Raw genomic sequence first — 14,468 nt, 5'->3', positions numbered from 1 at the left:
TTTTAGTGTTTGTTTTTGCTTGTTAATTACTTTCAACACTACAAAGTTGAGGTTTAGGGCAGTCAAAAAAATTAAGATATCTTATGTTTTAATCATGGGTTAAAAAGCTTTTTAGCGCCCGTCCAATCAAATAGGCGCAATATTTTTTCAAGCACATTACCCGTGATTTTAAAAACTTAAGAAATCTTAATTCCCGGCTTTGCGCTAAAACGGAGTTTTGCTGAGCAAACCAACAGCAATCGTACATGAAGAAGAAACTACTCCCCTGGGGCTTCAGCAAGTATTTAGCGGCCTCAATTATTTTCGCCCCCTGGTTTTGTCACGATGCTTTTTGCCAGTCGAGGGATTCTGTAAAAACAGGCTACCTGCCCGACGCGGCCGAAGAATATTGGCCGGCTCATAAAAGCACTGATCCGCCCCAGGATTTTTTTTCCCATATAGGGCACCTGCCAATACGCCATAACAAAGGATTTATCAGCATAGGCGGCTCGCTGCGCGAAGGTTACGACCGTTTCAGCAACTATTTGTGGGGAATTGGTCCGCAGGATGATAACGGCTATTTTTTACACCGCGTTTTGCTGCATACGGATTTCCGGTACAACAAGCATGTCAGGTTTTTCGGCGAAATAGAATCGAGCTCCCTAAGCGGCCGCAATGGCGGCCCGCGCCCCATCCAGGATCTAAATAAGCTGGCCTTTACCCAACTGTTTGCCGAGTACACCGCCAGAACGCCAAACAACACCATATTGAAACTCCGGGTTGGCGAACAGGCGCTTCATTACGGAGTGGGAAGTTTATTAGATATCCGCGACGCTAACGTTCACCGTTCATTTGCCGGAGCCAAATTTATAATGGTAAAAGGCGACAGCAAGCTGGATGTTTTCGCGATGGAGCTGATGAAAACCAATCCCGGTTTTTTTGACGATCAGATAGACGCTTCTCAAAAGATAGTGGGCGCATGGTTTACACAAAATTTTCAGCAGGGCTGGCTCAATAAGGCCGATGTGTTTTATATCCACACTAACCGGCAAAACGCCGTATTTACCCAGGGTGCCGGTACTGATAAACGGCATACCATAGGAACAGGGCTTACATTTGCCAAAAAGGGTTGGTCGGCCTATACCGAGGCCGATCTTCAGTTGGGCACATTTGGCAGCGGAAGTATCCTGGCCTGGAAAGTGACCCAAACCATAACACATCAATTTACGGGGCGGATAAAACCCGACGTTTCGCTACAGTCGGCCATGTCGAGCGGTGATAAAAACGCTGCCGATCCTGACCTGCAAACATTCAACCCCATTTATCCCAAAGCCATTTATTACGGTTTTATTGATAACGCGGGCGCATCGAACCTGTTTCTGATCCACCTTAAAAGCGGCATACAGCCCTTTACAAAAATCCATATCACCGGGGGCTATTACAGGTTGTGGCGGCAATCAACGGGCGATGGCATCTATAACCCCGGTGGAATCTCCTTTATTCCGGCTTCTAACTCCAAACGATCCATAGGCCAGATGTATGACCTCGTTACGGCCTACCAGCACAGCAACAGGCTTAGTATAACAGGTATCGCCACCTATTATAAAAGAGGAGCTTTTTTAAAAGCCGTACCGGCAGCAGGCCATGATATATGGTATACGGGCATAAGCGCAAACCTACACTTCTGAATATGAAAAATTTGATAGCAATCAAGTATGGGATAGCCAGGCTACTACTGCTTCTATTTGAGGAAAACGTATTGATTACCAGAACAATATATGATTTATTTTAGTCATGAAAGATACGCATTATTTCTTAAGATTTCTTAATAACAGATAGCCATCACCGCAATAGTTTTGTTTGATAATAATATTAAAATATATGAAAACCTTAATCGAAAAAATTACGGCTACGGATGTAGGTTCAGCTGTTCCGCTCGTTTTACGGATCGCGTTTTTTATCGTGATGTTCCCGCATGGGGCGCAATTATTTACCGGCTGGTTCCAAGGATCTGGCTACACTGGATCTATGAACTATTTTTCATCGCTGGGTTTGCCGCCGCTAATCGGCTTCCTGGTAATTTTTCTTGAATTTTTTGGCAGCGTCTTCATCCTGGCAGGCTTGTTTACAAGGTTATTCGCTTTCGCCTGTATTTGCCTCGTGATGGGGATGATTTTGATGGTACACATACACATAGGCTTTTTCATGAACTGGTACGGTTTATTAAAAGGAGAAGGGTTTGAATACCATATACTGATGCTGAGTATGCTGGTGTCATTACTGGTGGCAGGCAGCGGGAAAGCGGGCATAGACACTTTGTTCACTAATAAAAACAAATAATATGATTATGACATCTGAGTTAAAACAATCAAGGATTGTTAAACTTGCCCAAACCGGTAACGCGTCATTTTCGGCATTCAGGGCAAACAGGAATGATTACGCCGGCTTATCCAGCCCCATTATGGGCTTTGACCATTTTCGCTTAAGCAGCGACGTTTTCGGTCCTCACCAACACCGCCACATGTCGGCTGTGAGCTATCTTTTTGATGACTCGGCTCCTTACCATAACCAGGATTCTATGGGTGAAGACCTTACCATATCCACAGGCAGCCTGCTCTGGACCTGGGCAGGTAGCGGCGTGACCCATCACGAGTTTCCGGAAGAACCCAATGCGAAAATCCATGGCTTACAACTGTTTTTGGAGATCCCTGCCGAAACCCGGAACCTACCGCCGAAAAGCATACTGATCCCGGTTGAGAAAATGCCGGTTTCAGAAGCCGGTGGCATAAAAGTTAAAGTTGTTATGGGTTCAACAAACGGATTGATAAACCCAATAAAAACACCCGAAGACATTACTTTTCTGGATATTAAGATAGAAGCAGGAAAGAACTTTAAACACTTGCTGCCATCTAACTGGAACGGCACCGTTTACCTGTTGTCCGGTGGTATGGAGATAGAAACATCCGCAGGGAAAAGCCTGATGAATACGAATGATACTTTAGCATTCGGAAGCGCAGATGATCAGTCGGAGATTGTATTTAAAGCGGGATCAGATTCGCATTTGCTGTTTATAAGCGGCCATCCTGTTGCCTGAGCTATTTAGTTTTGTCTGTGAGTTAGTCCCAAATGTGATATTTACAGGTATCACTTTTGGGATTATAACCGGGAACAACGCACCAGCGTAAGAACAAAAAACTTAAGGTAACTTAATTTTATTTTATCCATAAAGTAATGAAATTTGAGACTTCTACCTTATTGAACTTATGGATTTCAACCGCTTTTTATCAACCATCCGCCGTCATACCAAACTTACCGAACAGGAAGAACAAAAACTATGCTCGTTGTTGAGCATCAAAAAACTGAAACGTAGAGAATTTTTGGTACGGGCGGGTGAAGACGCCAGGCATGAATATTTTGTAAACAAGGGCTGCTTGCGTACGTACTATCTTGATAAAAAGGGAATGGAGCATAATACTTATTTCGCGATTGAGGGGTTCTGGATCTCTGATATATACAGCCGAACATTTAATACCCCGGCACTATGCAACATCATAGCGCTCGAAGATTGTGAACTGGTACATATTTCCAACATAGCGCTTGAATCGTTGTTGAAAGAGATCCCAGCGCTTGAGCGTTTTTTCCGGATCTCCTATCAAAATTCGCTTGCTACCATCCATTTAAAACAGATCCAGCTTTTATCGCTGAGTGGCTGCGAAAGGTATAACTATTTCAGGCACAGGTACCCGGAACTTGACCGGAGGATTCCCCAGAAGCATATAGCAAGCTACCTCGGTTTTACGCCCGAATTTTTCAATACGGTTCGTGCAAAAACCATCAGGAGCAAAATGACCGAAATTACAACCGGAAGTTTTTGATTTATTTCCGCTGCATTTCTTTAAACAGTTAACCATTTTATCACCGTTTGACGCTTGGTTAAATTACAAGCGCAACTATACCTCTATAGCTAACATGTCACATAACTTAACGCTGTCGGGTAGGCGCCTTCACCCTGCACGGGCAAATTATTACTTCTCTCCATCTCCCGGATTGCCATATTTATCGGCAACGTTTGCGCGGTGGATATCTCCCCATTCAGACATCGCTTCAAGCATGGGACCCATAGTTTTCCCTAACTCGGTCATTCGGTACTCCACGCGCGGCGGCACCTCCGGGTATACGATGCGCTCAATTACCTGGTCTTGTTCCAGTTCACGCAATTGGGCTACCAGCATTCGCTCGGAAATGCCCTCGATAGATTTTCTTAACTCACCATAACGCATGGTACCATTATGAAGCTTGTATAATATGGCGGGTTTCCAACGGCCTCCAACAATGTTTAAGGCCCTACCCATGCCACAACTATCGTTAATAAGCTTTTCATTAAAAGCGTTCGTAGATGTGAATTTTCTCATTTCTTACTTTTTTGTTAGTACTTAACAATTTTATCAGTACATGCAAATTTATTATTTACACCCTAATTTTGTTCATCAAATCAAAAAAAATGAAAAAGTTAGCAAATAAAATAGCAATAGTTACCGGCGGCACCCGCGGAATTGGTGCTGCCATCACCCGTAAGCTCGCCGCCGAAGGAGCCACCGTAGTGTTCACTTACCACAACTCGGTGGCAAAGGCACAGGAACTGGCCGCTGAGATTAAAAATAAGGGCGGTTTAGCGATCCCATTAGTGGCCGATAGTGCAAATAAGGCCGATTTGCAAAAAGTTATCGCGTACGCAGCTCAGGAATACGGCCGTGTAGATATTCTGGTCAACAACGCCGGAATTTATATCGGAAAGCCCTTTGAAGATTATACGCTCCAGGATTATGAATCGACCATGGATATCCATGTAAGAGCCGTGTTCATGGGCTCGCAGGAAGCAGTTAAATATATGCCGCAGGGAGGCCGTATTATTTCGATAGGGAGCAATATGGCCGAAAATGCGATTGGTCCGCAAACCACCCTGTACACCATGAGTAAATCTGCCTTGCAGGGTTTTACCCGCGGGCTTGCACGCGATCTTGGTCCCCGCAAAATTACCGTGAACCTCGTGCAGCCGGGACCTACCAACACGGATATGAACCCCGACGGTACAGAACGAGCCGAATTGAGAAAAGCCCGGATAGCAATTGGCGAATACGGCAGCCCCGAAGATATTGCCAACACGGTAGCGTTTTTGGCCGGAGAAGAAAGCCGCTTCATTACCGGATCATTCATTACGGTAGATGGCGGTTTAAACGCTTAAGATCATATCAACACAAACTCTAATTCAAAATAAATTTAACAACCATTAAAATTTAATATCATGGAAACCTTCAAAAAAGTAGCTTACTGGCTTTTAATCACTTATTATATTTATGTATTTGGTTACGCCTCACTCGAAAAAGTTTTTCATACCAAAACAATGATGGACGGCATGAACTTCCTTGGCTTTAATTATATATGGACCACCCTTATCGGTTATGGCGAACTGGGAGGCTGGCTTATTGTTCTTTTTGGTTTGTACAAACCGGAATTCAGAAACCTGGGCATGCTGCTTTTATTCCCGTTTGCCATTGGCGCATTTACGGCACATATGTCGCGCCATGAGTACAGCCATTATTTCAACGCGCTTTACGTGTCGGTAACCACGCCAATCATGCTTTACCTTGACAAAAACTTCAGGATCATCATCAAATGATCCTGAAGTTTTGAAATAGAATCAATGTACAATAATCTGTAAGTTATGGAAATAGGAATTGACAGCTTCGCGGCGGTGGCATCTTACCAATCATCTCCTGCTAAAGTTTTGAGTGAACTGCTGGAAAGGATGGTATTGGCCGATCAGGCCGACCTCGCTGTATTCGGCATAGGCGAACACCATCGTAAGGAATACCTGGATTCGGCCAATACGCTGATCCTGGCGGCGGCAGCGGCAAAAACCAAAAATATCAGGCTAATGAGCGCTGTAACCGTATTGAGCGCAGCCGATCCGGTACGGGTATTCCAGGCCTTTTCAACGCTTGATCTGCTCTCGGACGGGCGCGCTGAAATTGTTGCAGGCCGGGGATCTTCGGTCGAAGCATTTCCACTTTTCGGTTACCGGCTGGAAGATTACGATGCGCTTTTTGCAGAGAAACTCGATCTGTTACTCCAGATAATCAGATATGAAAAGGTAACATGGTCAGGGAAATTCAGGGCTGCGCTTGAAAATCAAAGCGTATATCCGCGCCCCTTGCAGGATAAGTTACCCGTATGGCTTGGTGTTGGGGGCACACCTGGGTCTTTTATACGGGCGGGGCAACTTGGCCTTCCGTTAATGGTATCAATCATCGGTGGCGACACGAAACGATTCCGTCCATTGATCGATCTGTATAAGATGGCAGGCGAACAGGCCGGTTATAAGCCTGAGCATTTAAAAGTAGCCCTGCATTCATTAGGTTACGTTTCAAAAACCAGTCAGGAAGCGACAGATGATTATTTTCCCGGTTATGCAAAAGTTTTCACAGCACTGGGGAAAGAAAGGGGCTGGGCACCTATAACCAGGGCATCTTTTAATTCGGTAGCCGGCCCGGAAGGTGCAATCATAGTTGGCAACCCCGAACAAACAGCCGAAAAAATACTTAGGCATAGCGAAGCGTTGGGCGGGTTATCAAGGGTCACGTTTCAAATGGATAATGCTGAATTAACACATAAGCAACTCATGAAAAGCATCGAGTTAATCGGCGAAAAAGTCATTCCTTTAGTTAACAACAGCTTTTAAATTTCCAAAAAACAGAATCAAGGTAGTAACGTGGAGAATTTCTGATATGGGCGAGTATTTCAAACGAGCGTAAAAACCTTGAAAGTAGGCTTCGATAACGAAACAGGTATGATATGATATCTCGGATACGGCAAGATCGGCGGCCGCAATATTTTTTGAATTGAAACCTATCGCCTAATATAGCGAGTCCCGTATATAATAGACGGGGCAGCCTTCCTGCCCCGTCCAAATGACTATTCGCTTTCTGAGGCTGCCGCCTCATTTACATAGTTTTCCGCAACCTGGGTCAATAACTGATCGGCGTTTTTCTCTTCGGCCAACGTTTCATCTAACAGGCTTTGTGCTTCGCTGAACCCTAAAGTACCTGCAAGAGTGCGTAAAGTTCCGTATGAAGCAATTTCATAGTGCTCTACTTTCTGCGCTGCAGAGATGATCGCCACGTCACGGACCTCCGTGCCCTTATCGGTATCAGATAACAGTTCTGTTGCTTCGTTCAACAAACCCTCCATGGCCAGGCACTTTTTGGCAGAGGCTTTTCCTCCTAATGATTCGAAGACGTTTTCCAAGCGGGCCACGTGGTTTTTGGTTTCTTCCAAATGATTTGTAAGGGTTTGCTTGAGATCTTCCGATGTCGCGCCTTTAAGAAGTTTGGGTAAGGCCGACGCAAGATGCTTTTCTGCCCAATAAATGTCTTTTAATTCGTCAATGAATAATTCTTTCAAAGCGCTTTCGGCTTCCGGTGTACGGCTTGCAGCTGATGCGGCCGTACTTTTGGTGTTTTTTGTAGGCATTTTTTTTATGATTTTGAAGTAAATGATTTGATTATTCTGTGTTCATTATGAGTTCAGCTGTGGCGGCAATAGTCTTTATGATGATCGTTTCGCAATCACCGGTGAAAACTTTTCGTAGCCGGAAAATTTGCTGATTGTACAGGACTGAGACGAACATTGTCCCTACCGGCTTTTGTCGCGTTTCACTGCCTCCCGGAGTGGTCAGGCCGGTTACGGCCACATAGATATCGGCGGGAATCAGATTGCCCAAGCAGCGCGCGAGCTCATCAGTCACTTCCTGCGATTCAGGTGTAAACGCAGCGATCAACTCATGCCGTACACCCAGTAAGCTTTCCTTCAGCGAAGCGTCATAACAGGTGATGCCACCTTTCAGTATTTGCCCGGATTGTTCGGTCAACGCAAATTCTGAACACAGCCAGCCCGCTGTCGCACTTTCAACGAAAGCGATGTTCAATTTTTTTTGAGCCAGTACTTTAGCGCAATCAGCAATCTTCTTTTCCATTATTTGTTCAACTACTTGTTTTTGAATAAATAAAACATTGGCAACTATCAGCGCAGCTGAAAGCAAAATCAGCGATCATTTTATTTTTCAATGAGGCTTGTGACATCATAAGGGATAAACAGCATCCGGTTATTTTGGATTGGCGCTTTTAGACGAAAACGTTCGAATTGTGATTAATACGACGCATTTTAAGTAGTTTCCACAATCGCGTTAAATTAACCGCAGTTTGCAAACCGACATTCTTAAAAGTTGCTGAGAAGATTGCTTGGGAATTTCTTTGATCATTTTTCTAATTGGACCACGACCGCAATCTTATCCGCAAATACGGATTTAATATTCGCAGTCGATCAAGCCGACGAGGCGCTCCTATTTTCATCAATTTCGGAAATTGATTATGGTAAATTTGAATTATTAAAGTTTCCGGATGAAATGCTGGCGCTGTTATATGACGACCATGGAAACGCTCATTAATAGTCCATAATTTTAGCCCTAGCAAACAACACTTCATTTACAATGGACAAAACATCAACCTGAGCGCATATGGTTCATACTGGCATAAACTGTAGTGGCATTGAGATGAAAGCGGAATTTATATAAACACATTGAGCAAACAATCAACAAGGCAAGTACTGATTAATGACTTGCCTTGTTGTGCTAAATGTAACCTTAAAGATTTTCATCGTCTTCATCTTCTCTTTGTTCTGCATTTTCTTTCAGTCTGTCAAGCTGGTCTTCGTTGCGGGCGCCGTCGATAATTTGCTGGGCATCCTGTAAACCAGCCGACTGCGATTCTGCAGCGCCATCATTATCTTGATTAGGTTGAAAACCTTCGGGATCCGGCTCACCGATATCATCCCCTACCCGTATTTCGTGAAGATCGTCGGGATCGCTGATATTGTAAGGGTTGTCTTCGTCACTGCTTGATATACCGCCTTCCTTTTTTAACTGTTCGGGCGGGAGGTTGGTTGTTCCTCCTAATTGGTCTGCCTTGTTATCGGTATCGCCTTGTGTTGTTAAGGGCTGATTGCCGTTTTCTGTTAGATTATCGTTCATAAGTACGTTGTTTGTTAACATTGTAAATGATGTGTTTATGTAAGGAGGAAACTCTAAAGTTGAATTGTATTAAAGCCGCATAATTGGTTGAACAATTGGCATGAATAACGGATATAAAAGGCCGGCCCCATACGGAAACCAGCCTCAACAATCAACCTATCACCTCAAATTATTCACCGTAAGTACTCCATTGAATGGCTTTTAACGGCGTAGCTTGTTTGATTTCCTCGCTCCGTTCTTTCGCCAGGGCTTTATCGGCCTGCAATACCTCTTTCTCTGTTCTTTCGGTACCTTCAGGCTCACATTCGGTGAGGCCATTGCTTTTCTTCACCTTCTCCAACGGTTCGGCCACATATTGCCATTCTTCTCGTAACTGTGTGCTTTGTCCTTCATTCCAGGCACCTTTTATTTCGACTCCGTCAGACATGTTGAAGTATAGGTTACTATATCTGGGATCACTTTGTAACACGCCCGGCGGGAAGTTTGGCTGTATACTATTCAGCGCAGCTTCGAATTGCTGATAGTGAGCCACTTCGCGGGTCATGAGAAAACGAAGTGTTTCTTTTACATAAGGATCATCCGTAAACGACATCAGGTATTCATAAACAATTTTGGCGCGCGATTCGGCAGCGATATTTGAACGGAGATCGACAGTCAAATCGCCATTTGCGGTTACATAGGCAGCTGTCCATGGGTTACCGTTGCTATCTGTTAAGGTTGGCCCCCCGCCACTAAGCACAGCAAACTGTGGATTGAACATGGCCTCGTGCATGAAGCTTTCCTTAGCTGCTTTACCATTCATGGTTTGCATAATTTCCGATTCATCTGCCGAAGCTTTGAGGTCGCCGCTTACACCGCTCAGCAACATTTGAATAGTAGCCCCAACAATCTCGAGGTGGCTGAATTCTTCAATGCTGATATCCATCAGCAAATCATACTTATCCGGGTAAGGCTGTTTACAGGAAAATGCCTGTGTAAAGTACTGCATAGCAGCCTTGAGCTCGCCATTTGCGCCGCCAAATTGCTCAAGCAGCAAGCGCGCAAACCGTGGATCGGGCTTCGACACTCGAATATCCTTTCCAACGCTTTTGAATTTCACCAGACATGCCATTTGCTTGGTCCGGCGTATGGAAATTCAAGCTTGCATGAGGGCGCCGCTCGTTGTAATGGCCTATGATCACTGCGATACTTTTCTTTGCCTCCTTGTGGTTCTGATAAACCTTTTTTGGAAAGAATTCGTCCTTGATGTAAGCGATATTTTTGGGTTGGTTGTTTTAAATACAGATTGGTATGGATTCCAGAAGACAGTTAATAAAGCAAGGCCGGATTAAACGTAAGACAATTTCATGTTACAAAATGCCTAAAACGCTTTCCCTGTTTCGGGCATATCATTGGCAGGGTATGGATTGCAGCATGAACTTTTTAATGCTAACCGGTACAATCTGCGTATGGTTGACCCTACCTTTCAGCGCAAATATGGCCACATAGCGCGGTACGATGTCGTGGTTCTTTACAGCCAGCTCTTTAAAAGCTTCCTCTTCGGTAAATCCGCCGGCGTAAAGAAAACGGTAAGCTTTGCCTTTCTTTTCGATACGTAAGGCGGTGTGCTTCAGGTTCCCGAACAAGATTGGTTTTTTCGCCGCGCTGTCAGGTGCCAGCACTTTGTAATGGATGAACTCCTCCGGTTTCGCGCCGTTGCCCAGTGAGGATATCGCTTGAACGATGATCTCCTTAGGCAGGTCATTGCCGCCAAAAAAATCGTTAAAGGCCAGCGACATGCGTATGGAGGCACTGTTCAGGCTGCTGTCTGCCAGCAACAACACACCGGCCTGTTGCCACTCTCCTGACGGGATAAAATTCTCCATTTGAAGCTCGAGTTGAAAACAATCCTGCGGCAGGCGCCTGATCAACAGATTTTGGATGGCTGGAGATGCGGCACTATCCGGCCAGTTGTCACCCGGCAAAGTATATAGGGTCAATGCATGTGGATTTATTTTACGCTTGTTCCAGTAATCTGGGTTTATATTTTGAAGCTGCCAGCCACTTCTTGTCATATCCTCGTTCTCAAAGTTTTCTGTAAAAGTATCCGGCCCGTGCCAATTAAGCCAGAGGGTTATCGCCGTTCCTGTCAGGAGCAGTATGAAGGCTATAGCTACTATCCATTTTGCATTTGGCTGCTTTTTCTGCGTTATGGTAGGAATGGTATTTTCCAACGACCTTGCTCGGTATAAATACCAGTACGGATGGTGCGCTTCATTCTGCTTACGGACAAGTTCAGTGGTAAAAGGCGCTTTCAATACGTAACGCGCAAGCGTATCCAGCGTGGCTACCGACGGGTTCTCCTGCCGGTCACTGTTTTCACCAAGTACATAAAATGAATAATTTTTAAGGCTGCGCCAGCCTACGGTCAGGCCGGTTTGCTCCAGGATCTCGTTATAGAAAAGTTTGCTTTCCGTTTCCGACACCGTTTTTTGCAAGGACTTCTTAAAGCACAGGCTGTAAGCCTCACGATAGAGCTGCCGGAAAATAATATCATCTGTTCCTTCCATCCTTTAGAAACCATTTTTGCCGTTAAATATACAATTCCGTCATATTACCGCGCCATTACCGCGCTATTTTTTCCTTAAGGCCCAGCTTTGTGATGTGCAATCCCGCACTTTCTTACCCGTCCATTATGAAACTATTTCTTGTGTTATCCTTCATCTTCATCAATGCTAAGGCCTGTGCCCAATCCCTGCAGCTCCATTACGACCTCCGGCACACGATCGACCCGAAACATTCGGCTAAAGATTACCCCACGCTTTATTTTGAATATTTCAGAAATGCTGATACGGGTAAAATCCCTAAAACCCTGGGCCCTTTTCTACTCAAGACACAGGCGGATCTGGGAGGCAGCCAGTCCAATATCAGCCAGGTCTACATGCAGGTCTTCCAGCAGCTCCGTTTGTGGAAACCTAAGTTATATGTCAACGTACAATATGAAGGCGGATTGGGAGTAACTGCCCCACCTCAGTACAGCTACTATATTGTTAATAAGTATTCCATTGGCATCAACTACCCGTTTAAGCTGGGGTCCGCCTTTGTAAGCAGTGAGCTGGATCTGAAATATGCCGCTTATCAAAAACCAAGCCGGGATCTTTCTTATTCTTTCTATTTCTGGCAGGGGCTGTTTCATTACAGGGCTGAGTTTTCCGGTGACCTTTCCCTGTGGTCGCAAAACCGTAATCATGGCGATGAACTTACTTCGGGATTGCGCAGCAAACAAATTTCCTTTTTTGCAGAACCACAGGTTTGGTATAAGCTCAGAAAAGCCGTCGCCATCGGGTCGAAAATCAATTTATATTACCATGTTCTGGACGCCAGCGACAGGTTGCAAGCGTACCCGACGATCGCGGTGAGGCTGAAATTATGAGAGATGCATGTAGAGTTCAGTTCAAGCGCTCCTGCCCTATTTTTTGAATTCTGCCCGGAATGCGCCGGAGACAAATACGAACTTACTGAACATAAGATCATTAAGCGAAGCCCATAGATTATTGGAGGCCTAAATTTTGGATTGGCGATGATTAGGTTATGAATATCCTTGATTTGGTTAAAACTGCACAAACCGCGATCATGAACTTTGTAATAATAAAATCATTGATCGTATGGAAAATCAAAATAATAATCAACTCATCGCGCTGGTTACCGGCGCTAATCAGGGTGTCGGTAATGAGATAGCCAAAGCGCTTGCGGCTAATGGCTACATAGTTTACCTGGGATCCCGTAAATTAGAGAATGGTGAAAAGGCAGCAGCCGCAATAGGAGATAATGCAAAAGCCGTGCAGTTGGACGTTAAAGACCAGGAAAGTATTCATGCAGCCATTGCAAAAATAACCGGCGAATATGACCGTCTCGACCTGTTGGTGAACAATGCAGGTATTTCTCACGGTGGAAACGCTCCTAAGAACCCGGAGGAACTAATGGCTACCGGCCGTGCCGTAAATGTATCGCTGGATGAAGTACGCACTGTTTGGGAAACCAATGTATTTGGTGTGATCGCTGTTACCCAGGCAGCATTGCCGCTTTTACGAAGATCATCGGCAGCACGCATAGTTAATGTATCCAGCGGCCTGGGCTCGTTGACCTGGATCTCAGATCCGGAGTGCTGGGCACGTGAACACTTCGGTATCGTCTACGCAGCATCTAAAACAGCCCTCAACGCTGTTACGCTGGCCTTTGCCTTAGAGTTGGAAAAAGAAGGCATCAAAGTGAACGCGACCAGTCCGGGCTACACCGCTACAGCCCTCAATAACTTTCAAGGTACCGACAGCCTTGAGGTAGGCTCACGCAAGCCGGTGCGCGTTGCCCTGGAAACGGACGGGCCGACAGGCGGCTTTACCGGCCCCGAAGGCAAATTACCCTGGTAATGCACTTATCCTGAAGACTAATTGTCCAAATGACCGGCAGCTGAAACAGGTGCCGGTCATATTTATTACTTTTAATAATGAAAATGGAAAAGCCTAAGATCCCTAAAATAGAATCGATCAGAAAAGTTCACCGTATGCTGGATCTGCCCGGACCGACGCATCCATTGATCACCCTTTTTGATACACGCGATGAACGGATCAATCTAAGCCGCTTACCTGTAAGCTATGTTACCTCGTTATATAAAATATCCTTTATTGAAAAACTGGGTGGTAAATTCAGGTATGGCCAGGGCTATTACGATTTTGACGAAGGAAGCATGGTGTTCACCGCGCCTAACCAGGTGGTTGGCAGCACATCCATGTACAAAGGAAATGAGGGCTATTCCCTGATCTTTCACCAGGATTTTCTACAGGGTTATCCGCTTGCTGCCAAGGTAAGGCAGTATGGCTTTTTTTCATATTCATCAAACGAAGCACTTCACCTTTCTGAACAGGAAAGAAAAACAGTTACAGCCATTTTTAAGATCATTGAAGAGGAGCTGAACAGCCGCATAGACGATTTCAGCCAGGAATTGGTAATTGCCCAAATAGAGCTCTTGTTAACCTACGCCAGACGTTTTTACAAGCGCCAGTTTCTGACCAGGCAGGCAGCAACGAGCGATTTGCTACAGCAGTTCGAGGCCGCACTAAACAGTTATATTCAAAACAACGAATCTGCAAACAAGGGTTTACCCACAGTGCAGCACCTGGCCGAACAATTAAATTATACGCCTAACTATCTGAGCGATATGTTGCGCTCCCTTACCGGACTTAGCGCGCAACAACACATCCATGAATGTATCATCGAGAAATCGAAAGAATTGCTTGCGACAACTACATTGAGCATAAGCGAAGTAGCCTATCAATTAGGTTTTGAACATCCTCAATCGTTCAGCCGTTTGTTCAAGATCAAAACTCAGTTATCCCCGGCTCAATTCAAATCATCTTTGAACTGAACA

Annotated in this window: 17 protein-coding genes; 10 read left to right on the top strand and 7 right to left on the bottom strand. The window is 45.0% G+C overall.

Annotated elements, in window-relative coordinates; genetic code table 11:
* The first annotated feature begins 245 nt into the window (after positions 1-245).
* The 4 genes from DUL71_RS29595 to DUL71_RS29580 all read left to right on the top strand — a co-directional run bounded on the left by DUL71_RS29595 (position 246) and on the right by DUL71_RS29580 (position 3,854).
* Positions 246-1,667, top strand: a complete 1,422-nt coding sequence (locus DUL71_RS29595) for an alginate export family protein (RefSeq protein WP_114941427.1) — start codon at positions 246-248, stop codon at positions 1,665-1,667.
* 193 nt (positions 1,668-1,860) lie between these two features.
* Entirely contained in the window at positions 1,861-2,319 is a 459-nt protein-coding gene (locus DUL71_RS29590; protein WP_114941426.1) for a DoxX family protein, read from the top strand.
* Positions 2,320-2,326: 7 nt separating this feature from the next.
* Positions 2,327-3,073 (top strand): pirin family protein, encoded by a 747-nt coding sequence (locus DUL71_RS29585; RefSeq protein ID WP_161964542.1) that lies wholly within the window; start codon positions 2,327-2,329, stop codon positions 3,071-3,073.
* Between the two features lie 169 nt (positions 3,074-3,242).
* Positions 3,243-3,854: a Crp/Fnr family transcriptional regulator gene (locus tag DUL71_RS29580; protein ID WP_114941424.1), complete on the top strand. Its 612-nt coding sequence runs from the start codon at positions 3,243-3,245 to the stop codon at positions 3,852-3,854.
* 150 nt (positions 3,855-4,004) lie between these two features.
* Here the strand turns inward: DUL71_RS29580 and DUL71_RS29575 are convergent, their stop codons facing one another.
* Positions 4,005-4,391: a winged helix-turn-helix transcriptional regulator gene (locus DUL71_RS29575; RefSeq protein WP_114941423.1), complete on the bottom strand. Its 387-nt coding sequence runs from the start codon at positions 4,389-4,391 to the stop codon at positions 4,005-4,007.
* Positions 4,392-4,480: 89 nt separating this feature from the next.
* Here DUL71_RS29575 and DUL71_RS29570 point away from each other — a divergent pair, with 89 nt between their 5' ends.
* Genes DUL71_RS29570 through DUL71_RS29560 form a run of 3 tightly spaced genes read left to right on the top strand, consistent with a single transcriptional unit; the run spans position 4,481 to position 6,718 of the window.
* Positions 4,481-5,221 (top strand): SDR family NAD(P)-dependent oxidoreductase, encoded by a 741-nt coding sequence (locus tag DUL71_RS29570; protein ID WP_114941422.1) that lies wholly within the window; start codon positions 4,481-4,483, stop codon positions 5,219-5,221.
* Positions 5,222-5,281: 60 nt separating this feature from the next.
* The gene (locus tag DUL71_RS29565; RefSeq protein WP_114941421.1) at positions 5,282-5,656 is read left to right on the top strand and encodes a DoxX family protein; all 375 of its coding nucleotides are present in this window, start codon (positions 5,282-5,284) and stop codon (positions 5,654-5,656) included.
* Between the two features lie 45 nt (positions 5,657-5,701).
* Positions 5,702-6,718 carry an LLM class flavin-dependent oxidoreductase gene (locus DUL71_RS29560; protein WP_114941420.1) on the top strand — a complete coding sequence of 339 codons (1,017 nt, stop codon included), beginning with the start codon at positions 5,702-5,704 and terminating at the stop codon, positions 6,716-6,718.
* Positions 6,719-6,951: 233 nt separating this feature from the next.
* Here the strand turns inward: DUL71_RS29560 and DUL71_RS29555 are convergent, their stop codons facing one another.
* The 6 genes from DUL71_RS29555 to DUL71_RS29525 form a co-directional block, all read right to left on the bottom strand.
* On the bottom strand, positions 6,952-7,509 hold the full coding sequence (locus tag DUL71_RS29555; RefSeq protein WP_114941419.1) for a YciE/YciF ferroxidase family protein: 558 nt from the start codon (positions 7,507-7,509) through the stop codon (positions 6,952-6,954).
* Positions 7,510-7,540: 31 nt separating this feature from the next.
* On the bottom strand, positions 7,541-8,011 hold the full coding sequence (locus DUL71_RS29550) for a CinA family protein (RefSeq protein ID WP_114941418.1): 471 nt from the start codon (positions 8,009-8,011) through the stop codon (positions 7,541-7,543).
* 666 nt (positions 8,012-8,677) lie between these two features.
* Positions 8,678-9,064, bottom strand: coding sequence for a hypothetical protein (locus tag DUL71_RS29540; RefSeq protein WP_154402512.1), 387 nt, complete (start codon positions 9,062-9,064; stop codon positions 8,678-8,680).
* A 169-nt stretch (positions 9,065-9,233) separates the two neighbouring features.
* A complete protein-coding gene (locus DUL71_RS29535) occupies positions 9,234-10,163 on the bottom strand; it encodes a manganese catalase family protein (protein WP_244228874.1) in 930 nt (309 codons plus the stop codon).
* A complete protein-coding gene (locus DUL71_RS32840; RefSeq protein WP_425270990.1) occupies positions 10,090-10,311 on the bottom strand; it encodes an integrase core domain-containing protein in 222 nt (73 codons plus the stop codon). Before DUL71_RS32840 ends, DUL71_RS29535 begins: the two co-directional genes overlap by 74 nt.
* A 141-nt stretch (positions 10,312-10,452) precedes the next feature.
* Complete coding sequence (locus tag DUL71_RS29525; RefSeq protein WP_114941413.1) at positions 10,453-11,613, bottom strand: hypothetical protein; 1,161 nt, start codon at positions 11,611-11,613, stop codon at positions 10,453-10,455.
* 125 nt (positions 11,614-11,738) lie between these two features.
* Here DUL71_RS29525 and DUL71_RS29520 point away from each other — a divergent pair, with 125 nt between their 5' ends.
* From DUL71_RS29520 to DUL71_RS29510, 3 genes are all read left to right on the top strand, one after another.
* Positions 11,739-12,476, top strand: coding sequence for a DUF5020 family protein (locus tag DUL71_RS29520; protein ID WP_161964541.1), 738 nt, complete (start codon positions 11,739-11,741; stop codon positions 12,474-12,476).
* A 232-nt stretch (positions 12,477-12,708) separates the two neighbouring features.
* Complete coding sequence (locus tag DUL71_RS29515) at positions 12,709-13,470, top strand: SDR family NAD(P)-dependent oxidoreductase (protein ID WP_114941411.1); 762 nt, start codon at positions 12,709-12,711, stop codon at positions 13,468-13,470.
* An 83-nt stretch (positions 13,471-13,553) separates the two neighbouring features.
* Complete coding sequence (locus DUL71_RS29510) at positions 13,554-14,465, top strand: helix-turn-helix domain-containing protein (protein ID WP_341867755.1); 912 nt, start codon at positions 13,554-13,556, stop codon at positions 14,463-14,465.
* Positions 14,466-14,468 lie beyond the last annotated feature (3 nt).

The sequence above is a fragment of the Mucilaginibacter endophyticus genome (assembly GCF_003351025.1).
In the GTDB taxonomy this organism is placed as follows: domain Bacteria; phylum Bacteroidota; class Bacteroidia; order Sphingobacteriales; family Sphingobacteriaceae; genus Mucilaginibacter; species Mucilaginibacter endophyticus.
This window is presented reverse-complemented; position numbering and strand designations above follow the sequence as displayed.